Below are 15,683 nucleotides of genomic sequence, written 5' to 3'. Positions count from 1 at the left end.
AATTATCCTTGCCTTTGTTTAAATCTAGGATTCTTTTTGTTAATAACGTATAATCTGCCTTTCCTGCGCACTATAATGCACTCGGCACTTCTTTTCTTAACTGATGCTCTTACTTTCATTTTAGTATTTAGCTTTAGTATCTATAAGTAATTCTTGCTTTAGACAAATCATAAGGGCTCATTTCCAGCTTCACTTTGTCGCCCGGAAGCAACTTTATGTAGTGCATACGCATTTTGCCGGAAATATGAGCGATTACCACGTGCCCGTTTTCTAATTCAACACGGAACATAGCATTTGATAATGCCTCAATAATTGATCCGTCTTGTTCTATTGCTGATTGTTTTGCCATAAAAATTAAGCTACAGCCTTTCTGTTTTTACCACTCTTCATCAAACCATCATAGTGCCTGTTCAGCAGGTAGGTATTTATTTGCTGTATGGTATCGATAGCAACACCTACCATAATTAGCAATGAAGTACCTCCGTAGAACAATGCCCACTGTTGCTGAACTCCGAAGTTATGCACCACAGCCGGGAACACGGCAAGCAGGGCAAGGAACAGAGCTCCAGGCAGTGTGATAAGTGACATAATCCTGTCTAGGTAGTCTCCGGTTTCTACACCAGGCCTTACGCCGGGTATAAATCCTCCACTCCTTTTAAGGTCGTCTGCCATCTTATTTGTAGGCACCGTAATGGCGGTGTAAAAGTACGTAAAAATTATAATTAATAAAGCAAACACGCAATTATAGGCTAAACCAAAGACATTCTGGAAGTTAGCTGTAAAAGTTTTAGCCGTATCAGACTGAGAAAGGCCAGCCAGTGCAGCAGGAATGAACATAATAGCCTGTGCAAAGATGATAGGCATAACACCACTGGCGTTTAGTTTAAGCGGAATCCACTGGCGGTTGCCACCGAACATGTCCTGCTCAAAATCGCCCGATGCGGTGCGCCTTGCATACTGTACCGGTATTTTCCTTACGGCCATAACCATAAGAATACACGCTATTATTACCCCAAGCCAAACTACAACTTCAAGAAGCAGTTTTAGAGGGCCACCGTTGTTTTGTGTTACCACAGAGGTGAACTCCTGTACAAATGCCTGAGGCAACCTTGCTATAATACCAACAAGGATAAGAAGCGATATACCGTTTCCTATACCTTTGTCTGTAATCCTTTCACCCAGCCACATTGCAAAAATGGTACCGGTTACAAGGATAACGATAGAAGATACAAGGAACTGTAGCGAATCTGAAGGCAGCAAGAATGCGCCCGGAGTATCGTTAAGCTGACGGTGCAGGTTGTATATATAACCAGGACCTTGTACTAACGTAATAAGTATCGTTAGCCAACGGGTAATCTGGTTAAGCGTACGCCTGCCGCTTTCCCCCTCTTTCTGCAGTTTTTGCAGGTACGGAATGGCTATACCCATAAGCTGCACCACGATAGATGCAGATATATATGGCATAATACCCAATGCAAACACAGATGCCTGCGAAAACGCACCACCTGTGAATACATCGATAAGCCAACCGATACCGCTATCAGTCTGCTTAGTTAAGTTTGCAAGCCTTGCAGCATCAATACCGGGAAGCGTTACGTGTGCACCGAAACGGTATACAAGTAATAATCCCAAAGTAACTAAGATACGGTTCTTTAGTTCTTCAATCTTCCAGACATTTTTAAATGCTTCAAAAAATTTCTTCATAAGGCTTTAATTGGGGTTATAAACTTACAGCTTCACCACCAGCAGCTTCAATAGCAGCTTTAGCGGCAGCAGTAAATTTGTGGGCACTAACTTTTAGTTTTGCCTTCAGCTCTCCTCTTCCTAGTATTTTTACCTCTTCATTTTTAGTAGCCAGGCGGTTTTCTACAAGTACTGCAAAATCTACAGTATCTGTAACAAGACCTTTGTCTACAAGAGCTTGAAGCGTGTCAAGGTTTACACCTGCATACTCCTTACGGTTTATGTTGTTAAAACCATATTTAGGAACACGCCTTTGAAGTGGCATCTGTCCACCTTCAAAACCTATCTTTTTAGAGTAACCAGAGCGTGATTTAGCACCTTTGTGGCCACGAGCAGCAGTACCACCCTTGCCAGAACCTTCACCACGTCCTACCCTTTTATTTTGATTATGAACTGAACCCTCAGCCGGTTGTAAGTTACTTAAATTCATTGTCGTTCAAGTATTAGTTAGTTTCTTCAACAGAAACTAAGTGTTTAACTTTATTTACCATTCCAAGGATAGCAGGAGTAGCATCGTGCTCTACAACTTGCCCAAGCTTACGAAGGCCAAGAGACTCTAGCGTAAGTTTTTGTGTTTGAGGGCAGTTGATTTTGCTCTTTATTTGTTTTACTTTTATTTTTCCCATGATTTCCCTTGAATTAACCTTTGAATACTTTTTCTAAAGAAATACCCCTTTGTTTTGCAACAGTAACGGCACTCCTCATTTGAAGAAGGGCATCAAAAGTAGCTTTAACAACATTGTGAGGGTTAGATGAACCCTGAGATTTAGATAGTACGTCGTGTATACCTACAGATTCAAGTACGGCACGTACAGCACCACCGGCAATAACACCGGTACCATGAGAAGCAGGCATAAGCAGTACACGTGCACCACCGAATTTACCTTTTTGCTCATGCGGTACGCTTTGTCCGCTAAGTGGAATCCTTACAAGGCTTTTCTTAGCATCTTCTACGGCTTTAGCAATAGCTTCAGATACGTCTTTAGACTTACCAAGGCCATGGCCTACTACACCGTGCTCGTCTCCTACCACTACGATAGCAGAAAAACCGAATGCCCTACCACCTTTAGTAACTTTAGTTACACGGTTTACAGCTACCAGGCGATCTTTAAGCTCAAGACCGCTTGGTTTTACTAGTTCTACGTTTTTATAATTATGATACATAATTTCTCTTAGAATTTAAGTCCGGCTTCCCTTGCGCCTTCTGCTAATGATTTAACACGTCCGTGGTACAGGTAACCACCCCTATCAAAAGAGATAGTTGATATACCGGCTTGTAGCGCCCTTTCAGCAACAAGTTTACCTACTGCAGCTGCAGTTTCGATGTTAGTACCTTTTGTGATACCACCTTCGCGAGAAGAAGCAGCAGCAAGGGTTACACCGTTAACGTCATCTATGATCTGTGCGTAGATCTCTTTATTGCTCCTGAATACAGAAAGACGTGGCTGAGATGCAGTTCCGCTTACAATCTTCCTGATCCTGTACTGAATCCTTTGTCTTCTTTCAGATTTATTTAATGCCATGATCTTTTAATTTTTAAGCTGATTTACCTGCTTTTCTCCTTAGAACCTCACCTACAAACTTAACACCTTTTCCTTTGTAAGGCTCAGGCTTACGGAACGAACGTATCTTAGCAGCTACCTGACCAAGAAGTTGTTTGTCGTATGACGTAAGTTTGATGATTGGGTTCTTACCTTTTTCTGATATAGTTTCTACAACTACTTCAGGAACAACCTCAAGTACAATGTTGTGAGAGAAACCTAAAGCTATATCCAGTTTTTGACCCTGGTTAGAAGCCCTGTAACCAACACCTACAAGCTCTAGAGACTTTGTAAAGCCTTCGCTAACGCCTGTAATCATGTTGTTTATAAGAGCCCTGTACAATCCGTGTTTAGACCTTTGAACTTTGTGATCAGAAGACCTTTCCACAATAACCTGACCTTCTTCTACTTTAATGGTTACATCATTGTAATCCTGAGTAAGCTGGCCGTTTTTTCCTTTTACCGTAACCAGGGTATCTGTAACTTCTACAGTTACACCCGCCGGTATTGTGATTGGATTTTTACCTATTCTTGACATCGTGTAAAGTCTTTTAGATTAGTAAACGTAGCAAATTACTTCACCACCTACATTGTTTTGCCTTGCCTGCTTATCAGTCATAAGACCTTTAGAAGTAGAAACAATAGCAACACCAAGTCCATTAAGAATCCTTGGAAGGCTGTCAGCACCGGCGTACTTACGCAGACCTGGCTTACTTATCCTTTGGATGTCTTTAATTACCGACTCTTTAGTCTCTTTGTCGTACTTAAGAGCGATTTTAATGGTACCTTGTACACTACTGTCTTCGAATTTGTAGCTTAGGATGTACCCTTGGTCAAATAAAATCTTGGTGATTTCCTTTTTAAGGTTTGATGCAGGGATTTCCACTACTTTGTGGTTTGCCCTTACAGCATTTCTTACCCTTGTAAGGAAGTCAGCGATAGGATCTGTATACATATTTGTTTATTTGCGGTAACGGTTTTCGGCCCTGTCGGGCCGAACCTGGTACCAATTATACTCTTTGTTTTATTACCAGCTAGACTTTTTAACACCCGGTATTAGGCCGCTGTTAGCCATTTCACGGAAAGTAACACGTGATATACCGAACTGGCGCATATAACCCCTTGGTCTTCCTGTTAGCTTGCAACGGTTGTGCAGACGTACAGGCGAAGCATTTTTAGGTAGTTTTTGCAGGCCTTCATAATCTCCGGCTTCTATAAGAGCCTTCCTTTTTGCAGCGTACTTTTCTACCAATTTCTCCCTTTTTACCTCGCGGGCTTTCATTGATTCTTTAGCCATGTCTTAATTCTTTTTAAAAGGTAAACCTAGTTCTGTTAATAGTGACTTTGCTTCTTTATCTGTTTGCGCAGAAGTTACAAAGGTAATATCTAAACCTGATATTTTGTTAACTTTATCAATATCAATTTCAGGGAAAATGATTTGTTCAGTTACACCAAGGTTATAGTTACCCCTACCGTCAAAACCAGTAGCCTTAATACCACCGAAATCACGCACACGTGGAAGAGAAGCTGTAATAAGCCTGTCAAGGAATTCATACATCCTTTCGCCACGTAGTGTAACTTTTGCACCAATTGGCATACCTTTCCTTAGTTTAAACGTAGCAACGTCTTTCTTAGAAATAGTAGATACCGCTTTTTGGCCGGTGATTTTTGTTAGCTCGTCTACTGCATAGTCGATAAGTTTTTTATCAGATACAGCGGCGCCAACACCACGGCTAAGAACGATTTTTTCAAGTTTTGGAACCTGCATAACGTTCTTATAACCGAATTCTTCTTTAAGAGCAGCAACAACACGGTCCTTATACTCTTGTTTTAATCTTGGTATATAAGCCATGACTATAGTACTTGATTAGATTTTTTTGAAAATCTCACGTTCTTATCTCCTTCAGTCCTAACACCTACTTTAGTAGCTTCCTTAGTTTTAGGATCTACAAGTGCAATGTTAGAAATATGGATAGGAGCCTCTTTTTTAACGATACCACCCTGAGGGTTTTTAGCGCTTGGCTTAGTGTGCTTAGACACAAGGTTTACGCCTTCTACGATCGCTTTGTTTTTCTCACGAAGTACACGCAGCACTTTACCTTCGCTACCTTTGTGGTCGCCGGCAATTACTGTTACGGTGTCTCCCGATTTTATTTTTAGCTTCGACATCTTAATAACAATTAAAGCACTTCAGGTGCCAGTGATACAATTTTCATGAATTGTTTTTCACGAAGTTCCCTTGCTACAGGACCAAAAACACGTGTACCCCTCATTTCACCGGCAGCGTTTAACAACACACATGCGTTGTCATCAAACCTGATGTATGAACCGTCGGCACGACGTACTTCTTTTTTGGTACGAACAACTACTGCAGTAGATACAGCACCTTTTTTAACGTTTCCGTTTGGTGTTGCGTCCTTAACGGCTACTACAATTTTATCTCCAACAGAGGCATAACGACGTTTCGTTCCTCCTAGAACACGGATAGTTAAAACTTCTTTAGCTCCCGTGTTATCTGCTACTTTTAGTCTAGATTCCTGTTGTACCATAATTACTTCGCTCTTTCAATGATTTCAACTAACCTCCAACATTTTGTTTTACTTAAAGGTCGTGTTTCCATGATCTTTACTGTATCACCTATGTTACAGTCGTTCTTTTCGTCGTGTGCTACAAACTTTTTAGTTTTTAGTACGAACTTTCCATATAGTGGGTGTTTTACTCGTGTAACCTGGGCAACCACGATTGATTTGTCCATTTTGTTACTGGTTACTACACCTATACGCTCTTTTCTTAAATTTCTGTTTTCCATCTTTCAGCAGATACAATTATTGTAACTCTTTTTTGGTTAGCTCTGTAGCCACCCTTGCTATAGACCTGCGTACAGACCTAAGTTCAAGTGGGTTTGCTATCGGAGAGATAGCGTGAGCTGATTGTAGGTCCGAATATGTTTTCTTTAGCTCACCAAGTTTACTCTGTAACTCAGCTGCAGATAGATTCTTTATCTCTGATTGTTTCATAATAAAATTGGATTATGCTTCGAAATCTCTGGCAACGATAAACTTAGTTTTCACCGGTAGTTTCTGAGCAGCAAGGCGAAGGGCCTCTTTTGCTACAGATAGAGGCACGCCTCCTACTTCAAACATAATACGTCCCGGTTTTACAACGGCTGCCCAGTATTCTACGGCACCCTTACCTTTACCCATACGTACCTCTAGAGGTTTTTTAGTGATAGGCTTATCCGGGAATATTTTAATCCACAACTGTCCTTCCCTTTTCATGAAACGGGTTGCAGCGATACGTGCAGCCTCGATTTGACGAGAAGTAATGAAAGAATAATCTAAAGATTTTATACCAAACATACCATTAGAAAGTTCGTGACCCCTTTGAGACACGCCTTTCATTTTACCTTTCTGTACCTTACGGTATTTCGTTCTTTTAGGCTGTAACATTTTTCTTTAGTTTAAGGATTACTTTCTTTTGCGCTGGTTAGGTTTACCATCCCTGTTCGGCCTTCCGCCTTGAGGTCTGTCCTGAGATCCTGAAGGTTTAGACTTTTGTTTGTCCATACCTGCTAACGGAGAAAGATCCCTTTTGCCGTAAACTTCACCTTTCATGATCCATACTTTGATACCCATCCTACCGTAGGCAGTGTGAGCTTCAGCCAAAGCATAGTCAATATCGGCCCTGAAAGTTGATAGAGGAATACGACCTTCTTTGAACATCTCAGAACGTGCCATTTCGGCACCGTTAAGACGACCTGAAATCATTACCTTGATACCTTCTGCGTTCATACGCATAGCGGCAGCAATAGCCATTTTAATAGCCCTCCTGTAAGAGATACGGCTTTCAATCTGGCGGGCAATGCTTGTACCTACAAGGTAAGCATCAAGTTCCGGCCTTTTGATTTCAAAGATGTTGATCTGAACCTCTTTGTCTGTAATTTTCTTAAGTTCTTCTTTCAGCTTGTCTACCTCCTGGCCGCCTTTACCGATAATGATACCCGGACGGGCAGTGGTGATAGTAACGGTTACAAGTTTAAGAGTCCTCTCGATGATCACTTTACTTACACTAGCTTTAGATAAACGGGCATGGATATATTTCCTGATTTTGTGATCCTCGGCAATTTTATCGCCGTAATCATTTCCACCATACCAGTTAGAATCCCAACCCCTGATGATACCAAGGCGATTTCCTATTGGATTTGTTTTTTGTCCCATGTTTATTAATTGCTTTGTGTATTATTGTTAGTAGCTCCAAGCACAATAGTTACGTGGTTTGAGCGTTTCCTTATCCTGTGGGCACGGCCCTGTGGTGCAGGCCTAAGCCTTTTTAGCATAGCACCACCGTCTACCGTGATTTCCTTTACAAAAAGGCCTGCTTCTTCAAGGTTAGCATCTGCATTCTTTTGCTGCCAGTTGTTTATGGCGCTAAGAAGCAGTTTTTCTATTTTACCAGAAGCGTCTTTTGCATTGAATTTCAGTATATTTAGGGCTAGTTCAACTTTTTTACCCCTTACCAGGTCAGCAACAATGCGCATTTTCCTTGGAGAAGAGGGGCAGTTGTTAAGTTTTGCGAAAGCAATTGACTTATTAGCCTCTTTTCTAGCCTCAGCTGTTTCTCTTTTACGAACTCCCATTGCTCTTATTTTTTACCTTTATTTTTAGCACCAGCGTGGCCCCTGAAAGAGCGAGTTGGTGAAAATTCTCCTAATTTATGACCTACCATGTTTTCTGTTACATAAACCGGAACGAATTGACGTCCGTTGTGTACTGCGATAGTCTGCCCAACAAAATCCGGGGTAATCATAGAAGCGCGAGACCAAGTCTTAACCACACCTTTATTACCACCAGCAATGTTTTCCTGAACTTTCTTTTCTAGTTTATAGTGTACGAAAGGTCCTTTCTTTAATGAACGTGCCATATCTTACTTATTATTTCTTTCTACGTTCTACGATATACTTATTAGACGGGTTAACTTTAGAACGAGTCCTGTAACCTTTAGACGGAAGACCTTTCCTAGAGCGTGGGTGACCTCCTGAAGAGCGTCCTTCACCACCACCCATCGGGTGATCTACCGGGTTCATAGCTACCGGCCTTGTCCTAGGCCTACGGCCTAACCAACGGCTCCTACCTGCCTTACCAGAAACGATAAGCTGGTGGTCTGAGTTAGAAACAGCTCCTATAGTAGCGCTGCAGGTAAGAAGGATAAGCCTTGTTTCACCTGATGGCATTTTTATAGTAGCATATTTACCGTCCCTTGCCATAAGTTGTGCAAATGTACCAGCACTACGTGCTATTACAGCACCCTGGCCAGGGCGTAGTTCGATGCAAGATATAACAGTTCCCAGAGGAATTTTACTTAAAGGAAGAGTGTTACCAATTTCCGGAGCAGCATTCTCTCCTGAAACTACGGTTTGGCCTACCTGAAGTCCGTTTTGTGCAATTACATAAGTTTTAGCACCGTCCACATACGTTAATAGGGAAATAAACGCTGAACGGTTCGGGTCGTACTCTATTGTTTTAACCGTTGCAGGAACGCCTGCTTTTGTACGTTTAAAATCAATAACACGATACCTTTGTTTGTGACCACCGCCTGTATAACGCATGGTCATTTTTCCTTGACTATTTCTACCGCCTGAGTTTTTTTTCGGAGCTAGTAATGAACGCTCCGGCTTATCAGTTGTTATAGTGTCAAAGCTATTAACAACTCTAAAACGCTGACCCGGGGTAATAGGTTTTAATTTTCTAACTGACATTTTCTATTAGATATTGTTGTAAAAATCTATTGTTTCACCCTCTTTTACCTGTACAACTGCTTTTTTGTAAGCACTTGTTTTACCAGAGATTAAACCACTCTTAGTGTATTTAACCGATCTATCAGCCCTGTAAATCATTGTATTTACATCAGTAACAGATACATTATAAGCAGCCTCAACAGCTTTCTTAATCTCTATCTTGTTAGCTTTTTTGTTTACAATAAAACCAAAACGGTTAAAAACTTCGCCGTCTTTAGTTATCTTTTCAGTGATGATAGGCTTAATTATGATACTCATATTCCCTATTATTTACTTAAAGTTTCTTCAATTCCTGCAAGTGAACCCTCAAAAAGAACTACACTTTTCGCGTTAAGTATCGTGTAAGTACTTAATTCTGAGGTAGTTACAACACTTGAAGCCTTTAAATTGCGTGAGGACAAATATACATTATTATTTGTATCTCCCAACACAAACAAAGATTTTTTGTTCTCTAACCCTAAAGCTTTCAAAACGTTAATGAAATTTTTAGTGCTTGGAGCTTCGAATTCGAAGTTTTCAACTACCACTAAATTTGATTCCTGAGCTTTGATTGAAAGGGCAGATTTCCTTGCAAGACGCTTAAGGCCTTTGTTCAGTTTAAAAGAGTAGCTCCTTGGCCTTGGACCGAAGATAGTACCACCACCTTTAAACAAAGGGTTTTTAACGCTACCGGCACGTGCAGTACCAGTACCTTTTTGTTTTTTAATTTTACGGGTACTACCAGTAACCTCGTTACGCTCTTTTGCCTTGTGCGTACCTTGCCTTTGGTTAGCCAGGTATTGTTTTACATCCAGGTACACTGCATGCTTGTTCGGCTCAATTGCGAATACTGAATCAGAAAGGGTTACCGTCCTGCCAGTTTCTTTTCCGTTGATATCTAAAACTTTTACTTCCATTACTTCTGAAGGATTACATAAGAGTTTTTGTGTCCCGGTATAGCACCTTTAACCACGATAAGGTTTTTATCGGCTACAACCTTTAAAACTCTAAGGTTTTGTACTGTTACATTTTCTCCACCTGTACGACCGGCCATACGCATACCTTTAAATACCCTTGAAGGATAAGACGATGCACCTACCGAACCCGGCGCCCTAAGACGGTTATGCTGACCGTGTGTAGACTGGCCAACACCACCAAATCCGTGGCGTTTTACAACACCCTGGAAACCTTTACCTTTAGAAACACCTTGTACATCTACGAAATCGCCTTCAGCGAAAAGATCTACAGTAACAGTGTCACCTAAATTAAACGATTGCTCAAAACCTTGGAATTCAACGACTTTTTTCTTCGCAACTGTACCCGCTTTTTTAAAGTGGCCAGCCTCAGCTTTAACAGTGTGTTTTTCTGTTTTGTCATCGAAACCAAGTTGAACAGCTTCATACCCGTCAACCGCGTTGGTTCTGACTTGGGTAACAACGCATGGTCCAGCTTCGATTACTGTACACGGAATGTTTTTTCCGTTTTCATCGAAAATACTGGTCATGCCGATTTTTTTACCAATTAACCCAGACATAGATTATTATTATTAATTATTAAAACCCTTCAATTTGAAGTAACAGAATACTCCAAACAGGGGTGCAAAAGTAAATATTAAATTGAGAAAATCAAACAGTTACAAAAAAATAAATGAAAAATATTTCATTTACAGCAATTAAGGGTTTAGTCCGCTATTTAAAAACGACATTTTATCAGTAAAATGTCGTAAACTTTTTTGTAACAATAAAAATAGAATCGTACCAGATTCACAACAGAACCGATAAAACAAAACACTTTACAATAAATAAGGCCGATGCATTTACCACATATACCTAATTCTGCACACCCCTACCCTTACCAGCTTCGGTTCAGCCTAGTGCGCGCACAACACTATGAAGCACACTCTTATGTGGTGTGGTAAAAAACAGGCCCGCAAAATCGTAATTAAGCATCCTGCCCATATTTATAATAAATAGGGTAATTTACTTCATATTCAGAAAAACTTAAAGCCGGCCTTTAAAAACCAAACGCTATTGTTTAATAAATTTTCCTTTAAAAATTTCACCCGTCGAAGTTGCAGTAATGTAATACACACCTGTTGCCAACCTCGAAACATCAATAACACTACTATTGCCGGTAGCAACAATACGCCCTTCACCATCTGACACCGCAACACCGGTAAGTTCAAAACCATCAGGAAGGCTAATATTGACTGATGATGCAGCCGGGTTAGGCCAAACACTTACAACAGACCTATTATAGTTGCGACTTCCCAAATCTTCAGTTACAAGCTTGGCAATAAACATATCGTTTTGACCAAAGCCATCTGTTTGCACAAAGCCACAAACTATGTATTCTCCTTCTGCAATTTCTTTTATTTCATACCCCACATCAAAATAGGGCACGCCCAGCTTTTTCTGCCATAGTATTTCACCATCCGCATCAAGGCGTATAAACCAGGCCTTACCTTCACCAGGTATCTCTGCCAAATCTCCATCTATGGAATGTGTAAATCCGGAGGCCGCATAACCGCCGTCTGCCGTAAGGTTTATTGAATCCAATTCATCTTGCGCGCTGCCCCCTATCTGATGTTGCCAGAGCATGTTTCCCTCTGCATCAATTTTCACCACTAAGCTGTCATAACCCTGTGTAGCTAAATACACATATCCTCCGTCCGGTGTTACCTTAATATCAGTAATATTTTCGCAGCCACTGTCGCCAATTGTTTGCTCCCACTCCAGTTCGCCTTCTGCAGTCAGTTTTACTAACCAGCCGTCATAGCAACCTGCAAACCCGGTTACATCACCATCATCCGAATTAGTCCATCCGGCAGCCAAATAGCCGCCATCCGAAGTTTGCTGAACGGTAAGCGCCTGGTCATCGACTGAGCCGCCTAAAGTTTTTTGCCACACAAGGCCGCCAGAGCTGTCAAGTTTAATAACCCAAAAATCATACGAACCCTGAAGTCCTGTAACATCTCCACCGTTTGCTGCTGCTGTTCCGGCAAGCACATAACCGCCATCTGCCGATTGTATTAACTGTTGCGCCTGAGACTGCCCTACACCACTACCATAACTCTTTTGCCAGTTTATTGTTCCGTCAACATTTAATTTAACTACCCAAAATCCCCAGTATTGGTTACCGGTTACATCACCGTCATTAGACAATGCAGTTCCTGCCGCGGCATATCCGCCATCAGTAGTATTTATAATACTTTCCGCCCAGTCGCTATGGGTACCGCCATAGGTTTGCTGCCATTCATAGTTGCCATCGGCATCAAATTTTAACAGCCACATATCCCTTGATCCCGGACCTCCATGCTGCCCTATCACATCTCCGTCATTAGAGGTAGTCCCCCCGGCCGTGAGGTAGCCGCCATCAGCCGTCTGAACAACGCCTTTTGCAAAATCGCTGGCAGAGCCTCCATAGGTATGCATCCATTGTACCTCAGGAGCCTGGGAAAATGAATAAAACGGCAATAGTAAAAAGAGTAATTTTATATTCATGATAATTAATATTGGTTGCCTGGTAAGCAGTTGTATTTTAATGCAAAATAACTATAAACGTTTAAAAGTACTCAATATATTATATCAAATATTATAAGTAGAACATATATAAAACAAAAAACCCGGCCATAAGGCCGGGTTTTGTATATAAGGTGAAATTATCACACTTTGATTTCAACTTCTACACCACTAGGAAGCTCCAGTTTCATTAGAGCATCGATAGTTTTAGAAGAAGAACTGTAAATATCAAGAAGCCTCTTGTAAGAGCTAACTTCAAACTGCTCCCTTGATTTTTTGTTTACGTGCGGAGAACGTAGTACAGTGAAAATCTTTTTGTTTGTAGGAAGCGGAATAGGGCCAGTTACAACTGCACCTGTGCTTTTTACAGTTTTAACGATCTTTTCAGCAGACTTGTCTACAAGGCTGTGATCGTATGATTTTAATTTTATTCTGATCTTTTGACTCATTTTCTTAAAAATTAAGCGTTGCCTTTAGCTTTTTTGATTACATCGTCAGCGATGTTTGAAGGTGTTTCTGCATAGTGAGAGAACTCCATTGTAGAAGTTGCACGACCAGAAGAAAGTGTCCTTAGCGTAGTAACGTAACCAAACATTTCTGAAAGTGGCACGCTAGCTTTAACTACTTTAGAACCTGCCCTGTCATCCATGTTGTTGATTTGGCCGCGACGACGGTTAAGGTCACCTACGATATCACCCATGTTTTCTTCAGGAGTAAGTACTTCAAGTTTCATGATAGGCTCAAGGATAACAGCACCGGCAGCTTTAGCAGCCTCTTTGTAACCCATTTTAGCAGCAAGTTCAAAAGAAAGGGCATCCGAGTCAACCGGGTGGAATGAACCGTCGATAAGTGTAACTTTCATACTGTCCATTTCATAACCGGCAAGAGGACCTTGCTTCATAGCTTCTTTGAAACCTTTCTCGATAGCAGGGATAAATTCCCTTGGGATGTTACCACCCTTAACTTCGTTAACGAACTGAAGTCCCATTGGCACTTTACCGTCAACTTCGTCAGCCGGCTCAAGACGGAATACGATATCACCGAATTTACCACGACCACCTGATTGTTTCTTGTATGTTTCCCTGTGGTTAGCAGCACGTGTAATAGCCTCTTTGTACTCTACCTGTGGCTCTCCCTGGTTAACCTCTACCTTAAACTCACGCTTAAGACGGTCTACAAGGATGTCAAGGTGAAGCTCACCCATACCAGAGATAATAGTTTGGCCAGAAGCGTGGTCTGTCCTTACCGTAAACGTAGGGTCTTCTTCTGCAAGTTTTGCAAGAGCCATACCCATTTTATCTACGTCGGCCTTAGTTTTAGGCTCAACAGCGATACCGATTACCGGATCCGGGAAGTCCATACTTTCAAGAACGATAGGGTTTTTCTCATCACAAAGTGTATCACCTGTTTTGATATCTTTAAAACCTACAGCAGCTCCAATATCACCGGCTTCGATAAAATCGATTGGGTTTTGCTTGTTAGCGTGCATCTGGTAGATACGAGAGATACGCTCTTTGTTTTCGCTACGCGCGTTAAACACGTAAGAACCCGCGTCAAGACGTCCAGAGTAAGCCCTGAAGAATGCAAGACGGCCTACATAAGGGTCTGTTGCAATCTTAAATGCAAGAGCCGAGAATGGCTCAGATGCAGATGGCTTACGAGAGATAGCCTCGCCTGTATCAGGATGTGTACCTTCAATAGCTTCTTTATCAAGAGGCGAAGGAAGGAACTTACATACTGCATCAAGCATAAACTGTACACCTTTATTTTTGAAAGATGAACCACAAAGCATAGGGATGATAGCCATATCTATGGTAGCTTTCCTTAGTGCTTCGTTGATTTCTTCTTCAGTGATTGAATCTTCATCCTCCATGAATTTCTCAAGAAGGTTTTCATCATAAGCAGCTACCTCTTCGATAAGTTGAGACCTGTACTGGTGTACTTCGTCTTTCATATCTTCAGGGATAGGCACAATATCAAAAGTAGCGCCCTGGGTTTCGTCATGCCATACAATAGCCTGGTTCCTTATAAGGTCTACAACACCCCTGAAGTCTTGCTCCTCACCGATTGGAAGAACCAATGGCACAGCGTTAGACTTAAGCATGTCTTTCACCTGCTGGCATACAGCAAGGAAGTTAGAACCCTGGCGGTCCATTTTGTTTACGAAGCCCATACGGGGAACTTTGTAGTTGTCTGCAAGCCTCCAGTTAGTTTCAGATTGTGGTTCCACACCATCAACTGCACTGAAAAGGAATACAAGACCATCAAGAACCCTAAGAGAACGGTTTACCTCTACGGTAAAGTCAACGTGGCCCGGGGTATCAATGATGTTAAAGTGGTACCCTTGAGTTTCAGGAAGTGATTTTCCTTGCTCTGTAGGGAAGTTCCACGTACACGTAGTAGCAGCAGAAGTAATGGTAATACCCCTTTCCTGCTCTTGTGCCATCCAGTCCATGGTAGCAGCACCATCGTGAACCTCACCTATTTTGTGAGATTTACCGGTGTAGAAAAGAATACGCTCTGTGGTCGTAGTCTTACCGGCGTCGATGTGGGCAGCAATACCTATATTACGCGTGAATTTTAAATCTCTTGCCATTTTAGTTGTTCTTTATGCTGTGTGTTTAATTAAAATTTAAAGTGAGAGAACGCCTTGTTAGCCTCAGCCATTTTGTGAGTATCCATCCTCTTCTTTACAGCAGCTCCTTCTTCCCTTGCAGCAGCAAGAACTTCGTTAGCCAGCCTTTGAGCCATAGATTTCTCGTTTCTCCTCCTTGCATAAAGTATAAGCCATTTCATGGCCATAGATATTTTCCTGTCCGGACGGATCTGCATTGGTATCTGGAAAGTAGCACCACCTACCCTGCGGCTACGCACTTCTACGTGAGGCATAACGTTAGTTAGGGCATCTTTCCAAGTTTCAAGCGCAGATTTTTCCGCATCCTGCTTTTTGTTTTCTACGATTTCAAGAGCATCATAAAATACTTTAAAAGCTGTAGATTTCTTACCGTCCCACATTAGGTTGTTAACGAAACGTGTTACTAACTGGTCGTTAAATTTCGGATCCGGTAAAAGTGGTCTTTTTTTAGCCTGTCTTTTTCTCATGTC

Annotated in this window: 27 protein-coding genes; all 27 read right to left on the bottom strand. The window is 41.6% G+C overall.

Translation table 11 applies throughout. From position 1 onward, the window contains the following. Positions 1-2 precede the first annotated feature (2 nt). Entirely contained in the window at positions 3-119 is a 117-nt protein-coding gene (gene ykgO, locus ACZIX4_RS14480; RefSeq protein ID WP_002987490.1) for a type B 50S ribosomal protein L36, read from the bottom strand. Between the two features lie 14 nt (positions 120-133). After that, positions 134-349: a translation initiation factor IF-1 gene (gene infA / locus ACZIX4_RS14475; protein WP_026714631.1), complete on the bottom strand. Its 216-nt coding sequence runs from the start codon at positions 347-349 to the stop codon at positions 134-136. A gap of 5 nt (positions 350-354) precedes the next feature. After that, on the bottom strand, positions 355-1,704 hold the full coding sequence (gene secY / locus ACZIX4_RS14470; protein ID WP_463336347.1) for a preprotein translocase subunit SecY: 1,350 nt from the start codon (positions 1,702-1,704) through the stop codon (positions 355-357). Positions 1,705-1,720: 16 nt separating this feature from the next. Next, positions 1,721-2,173, bottom strand: a complete 453-nt coding sequence (gene rplO, locus ACZIX4_RS14465) for a 50S ribosomal protein L15 (protein ID WP_463336346.1) — start codon at positions 2,171-2,173, stop codon at positions 1,721-1,723. 13 nt (positions 2,174-2,186) lie between these two features. Next, positions 2,187-2,369: a 50S ribosomal protein L30 gene (gene rpmD / locus ACZIX4_RS14460; RefSeq protein WP_463336345.1), complete on the bottom strand. Its 183-nt coding sequence runs from the start codon at positions 2,367-2,369 to the stop codon at positions 2,187-2,189. A 13-nt stretch (positions 2,370-2,382) separates the two neighbouring features. Further along, positions 2,383-2,907 carry a 30S ribosomal protein S5 gene (gene rpsE / locus ACZIX4_RS14455; protein ID WP_463336344.1) on the bottom strand — a complete coding sequence of 175 codons (525 nt, stop codon included), beginning with the start codon at positions 2,905-2,907 and terminating at the stop codon, positions 2,383-2,385. An 8-nt stretch (positions 2,908-2,915) separates the two neighbouring features. Continuing rightward, positions 2,916-3,266 (bottom strand): 50S ribosomal protein L18, encoded by a 351-nt coding sequence (rplR, locus tag ACZIX4_RS14450; RefSeq protein ID WP_463336343.1) that lies wholly within the window; start codon positions 3,264-3,266, stop codon positions 2,916-2,918. Positions 3,267-3,279: 13 nt separating this feature from the next. Continuing rightward, positions 3,280-3,822: a 50S ribosomal protein L6 gene (gene rplF, locus ACZIX4_RS14445; protein ID WP_463336342.1), complete on the bottom strand. Its 543-nt coding sequence runs from the start codon at positions 3,820-3,822 to the stop codon at positions 3,280-3,282. Positions 3,823-3,840: 18 nt separating this feature from the next. Further along, on the bottom strand, positions 3,841-4,239 hold the full coding sequence (gene rpsH / locus ACZIX4_RS14440) for a 30S ribosomal protein S8 (protein WP_463336341.1): 399 nt from the start codon (positions 4,237-4,239) through the stop codon (positions 3,841-3,843). A 72-nt stretch (positions 4,240-4,311) separates the two neighbouring features. Next, positions 4,312-4,581, bottom strand: coding sequence for a 30S ribosomal protein S14 (gene rpsN, locus ACZIX4_RS14435; protein WP_322625147.1), 270 nt, complete (start codon positions 4,579-4,581; stop codon positions 4,312-4,314). 3 nt (positions 4,582-4,584) lie between these two features. Next, positions 4,585-5,136: a 50S ribosomal protein L5 gene (gene rplE / locus ACZIX4_RS14430; RefSeq protein WP_463336340.1), complete on the bottom strand. Its 552-nt coding sequence runs from the start codon at positions 5,134-5,136 to the stop codon at positions 4,585-4,587. 2 nt (positions 5,137-5,138) lie between these two features. Continuing rightward, on the bottom strand, positions 5,139-5,453 hold the full coding sequence (rplX, locus tag ACZIX4_RS14425) for a 50S ribosomal protein L24 (protein WP_463336339.1): 315 nt from the start codon (positions 5,451-5,453) through the stop codon (positions 5,139-5,141). An 11-nt stretch (positions 5,454-5,464) separates the two neighbouring features. Next, positions 5,465-5,833 carry a 50S ribosomal protein L14 gene (gene rplN, locus ACZIX4_RS14420; protein WP_116787132.1) on the bottom strand — a complete coding sequence of 123 codons (369 nt, stop codon included), beginning with the start codon at positions 5,831-5,833 and terminating at the stop codon, positions 5,465-5,467. A 2-nt stretch (positions 5,834-5,835) separates the two neighbouring features. Continuing rightward, positions 5,836-6,093 carry a 30S ribosomal protein S17 gene (gene rpsQ, locus ACZIX4_RS14415; protein ID WP_411409567.1) on the bottom strand — a complete coding sequence of 86 codons (258 nt, stop codon included), beginning with the start codon at positions 6,091-6,093 and terminating at the stop codon, positions 5,836-5,838. A 16-nt stretch (positions 6,094-6,109) separates the two neighbouring features. Beyond that, the gene (rpmC, locus tag ACZIX4_RS14410; protein WP_463336338.1) at positions 6,110-6,301 is read right to left on the bottom strand and encodes a 50S ribosomal protein L29; all 192 of its coding nucleotides are present in this window, start codon (positions 6,299-6,301) and stop codon (positions 6,110-6,112) included. Between the two features lie 12 nt (positions 6,302-6,313). Then, positions 6,314-6,733, bottom strand: coding sequence for a 50S ribosomal protein L16 (rplP, locus tag ACZIX4_RS14405; RefSeq protein ID WP_072781252.1), 420 nt, complete (start codon positions 6,731-6,733; stop codon positions 6,314-6,316). An 18-nt stretch (positions 6,734-6,751) separates the two neighbouring features. Then, positions 6,752-7,501: a 30S ribosomal protein S3 gene (gene rpsC, locus ACZIX4_RS14400; protein WP_463336337.1), complete on the bottom strand. Its 750-nt coding sequence runs from the start codon at positions 7,499-7,501 to the stop codon at positions 6,752-6,754. 5 nt (positions 7,502-7,506) lie between these two features. Then, positions 7,507-7,920 (bottom strand): 50S ribosomal protein L22, encoded by a 414-nt coding sequence (gene rplV / locus ACZIX4_RS14395; RefSeq protein WP_322625153.1) that lies wholly within the window; start codon positions 7,918-7,920, stop codon positions 7,507-7,509. Between the two features lie 5 nt (positions 7,921-7,925). Continuing rightward, complete coding sequence (gene rpsS / locus ACZIX4_RS14390) at positions 7,926-8,204, bottom strand: 30S ribosomal protein S19 (RefSeq protein ID WP_073583326.1); 279 nt, start codon at positions 8,202-8,204, stop codon at positions 7,926-7,928. A gap of 10 nt (positions 8,205-8,214) precedes the next feature. Next, a complete protein-coding gene (gene rplB, locus ACZIX4_RS14385) occupies positions 8,215-9,039 on the bottom strand; it encodes a 50S ribosomal protein L2 (RefSeq protein WP_463336336.1) in 825 nt (274 codons plus the stop codon). A 6-nt stretch (positions 9,040-9,045) separates the two neighbouring features. Then, the gene (gene rplW, locus ACZIX4_RS14380; protein ID WP_411409562.1) at positions 9,046-9,336 is read right to left on the bottom strand and encodes a 50S ribosomal protein L23; all 291 of its coding nucleotides are present in this window, start codon (positions 9,334-9,336) and stop codon (positions 9,046-9,048) included. 8 nt (positions 9,337-9,344) lie between these two features. Continuing rightward, entirely contained in the window at positions 9,345-9,974 is a 630-nt protein-coding gene (gene rplD / locus ACZIX4_RS14375; RefSeq protein WP_463336335.1) for a 50S ribosomal protein L4, read from the bottom strand. Further along, the gene (gene rplC, locus ACZIX4_RS14370) at positions 9,974-10,591 is read right to left on the bottom strand and encodes a 50S ribosomal protein L3 (RefSeq protein WP_463336334.1); all 618 of its coding nucleotides are present in this window, start codon (positions 10,589-10,591) and stop codon (positions 9,974-9,976) included. Before rplC ends, rplD begins: the two co-directional genes overlap by 1 nt. 493 nt (positions 10,592-11,084) lie before the next feature. Then, positions 11,085-12,560, bottom strand: coding sequence for a T9SS type A sorting domain-containing protein (locus ACZIX4_RS14365; RefSeq protein WP_463336333.1), 1,476 nt, complete (start codon positions 12,558-12,560; stop codon positions 11,085-11,087). A gap of 161 nt (positions 12,561-12,721) precedes the next feature. Beyond that, entirely contained in the window at positions 12,722-13,027 is a 306-nt protein-coding gene (gene rpsJ / locus ACZIX4_RS14360) for a 30S ribosomal protein S10 (RefSeq protein ID WP_114676975.1), read from the bottom strand. Between the two features lie 11 nt (positions 13,028-13,038). Further along, on the bottom strand, positions 13,039-15,174 hold the full coding sequence (gene fusA / locus ACZIX4_RS14355) for an elongation factor G (protein WP_463336332.1): 2,136 nt from the start codon (positions 15,172-15,174) through the stop codon (positions 13,039-13,041). 29 nt (positions 15,175-15,203) lie between these two features. Further along, a complete protein-coding gene (gene rpsG / locus ACZIX4_RS14350) occupies positions 15,204-15,680 on the bottom strand; it encodes a 30S ribosomal protein S7 (protein ID WP_463336331.1) in 477 nt (158 codons plus the stop codon). Positions 15,681-15,683 lie beyond the last annotated feature (3 nt).

The sequence above is a fragment of the Flavobacterium niveum genome, from assembly GCF_055231775.1.
The sequence above is the reverse complement of the archived record's forward strand: the minus strand, read 5'-3'. Positions and strand labels throughout refer to the sequence as shown.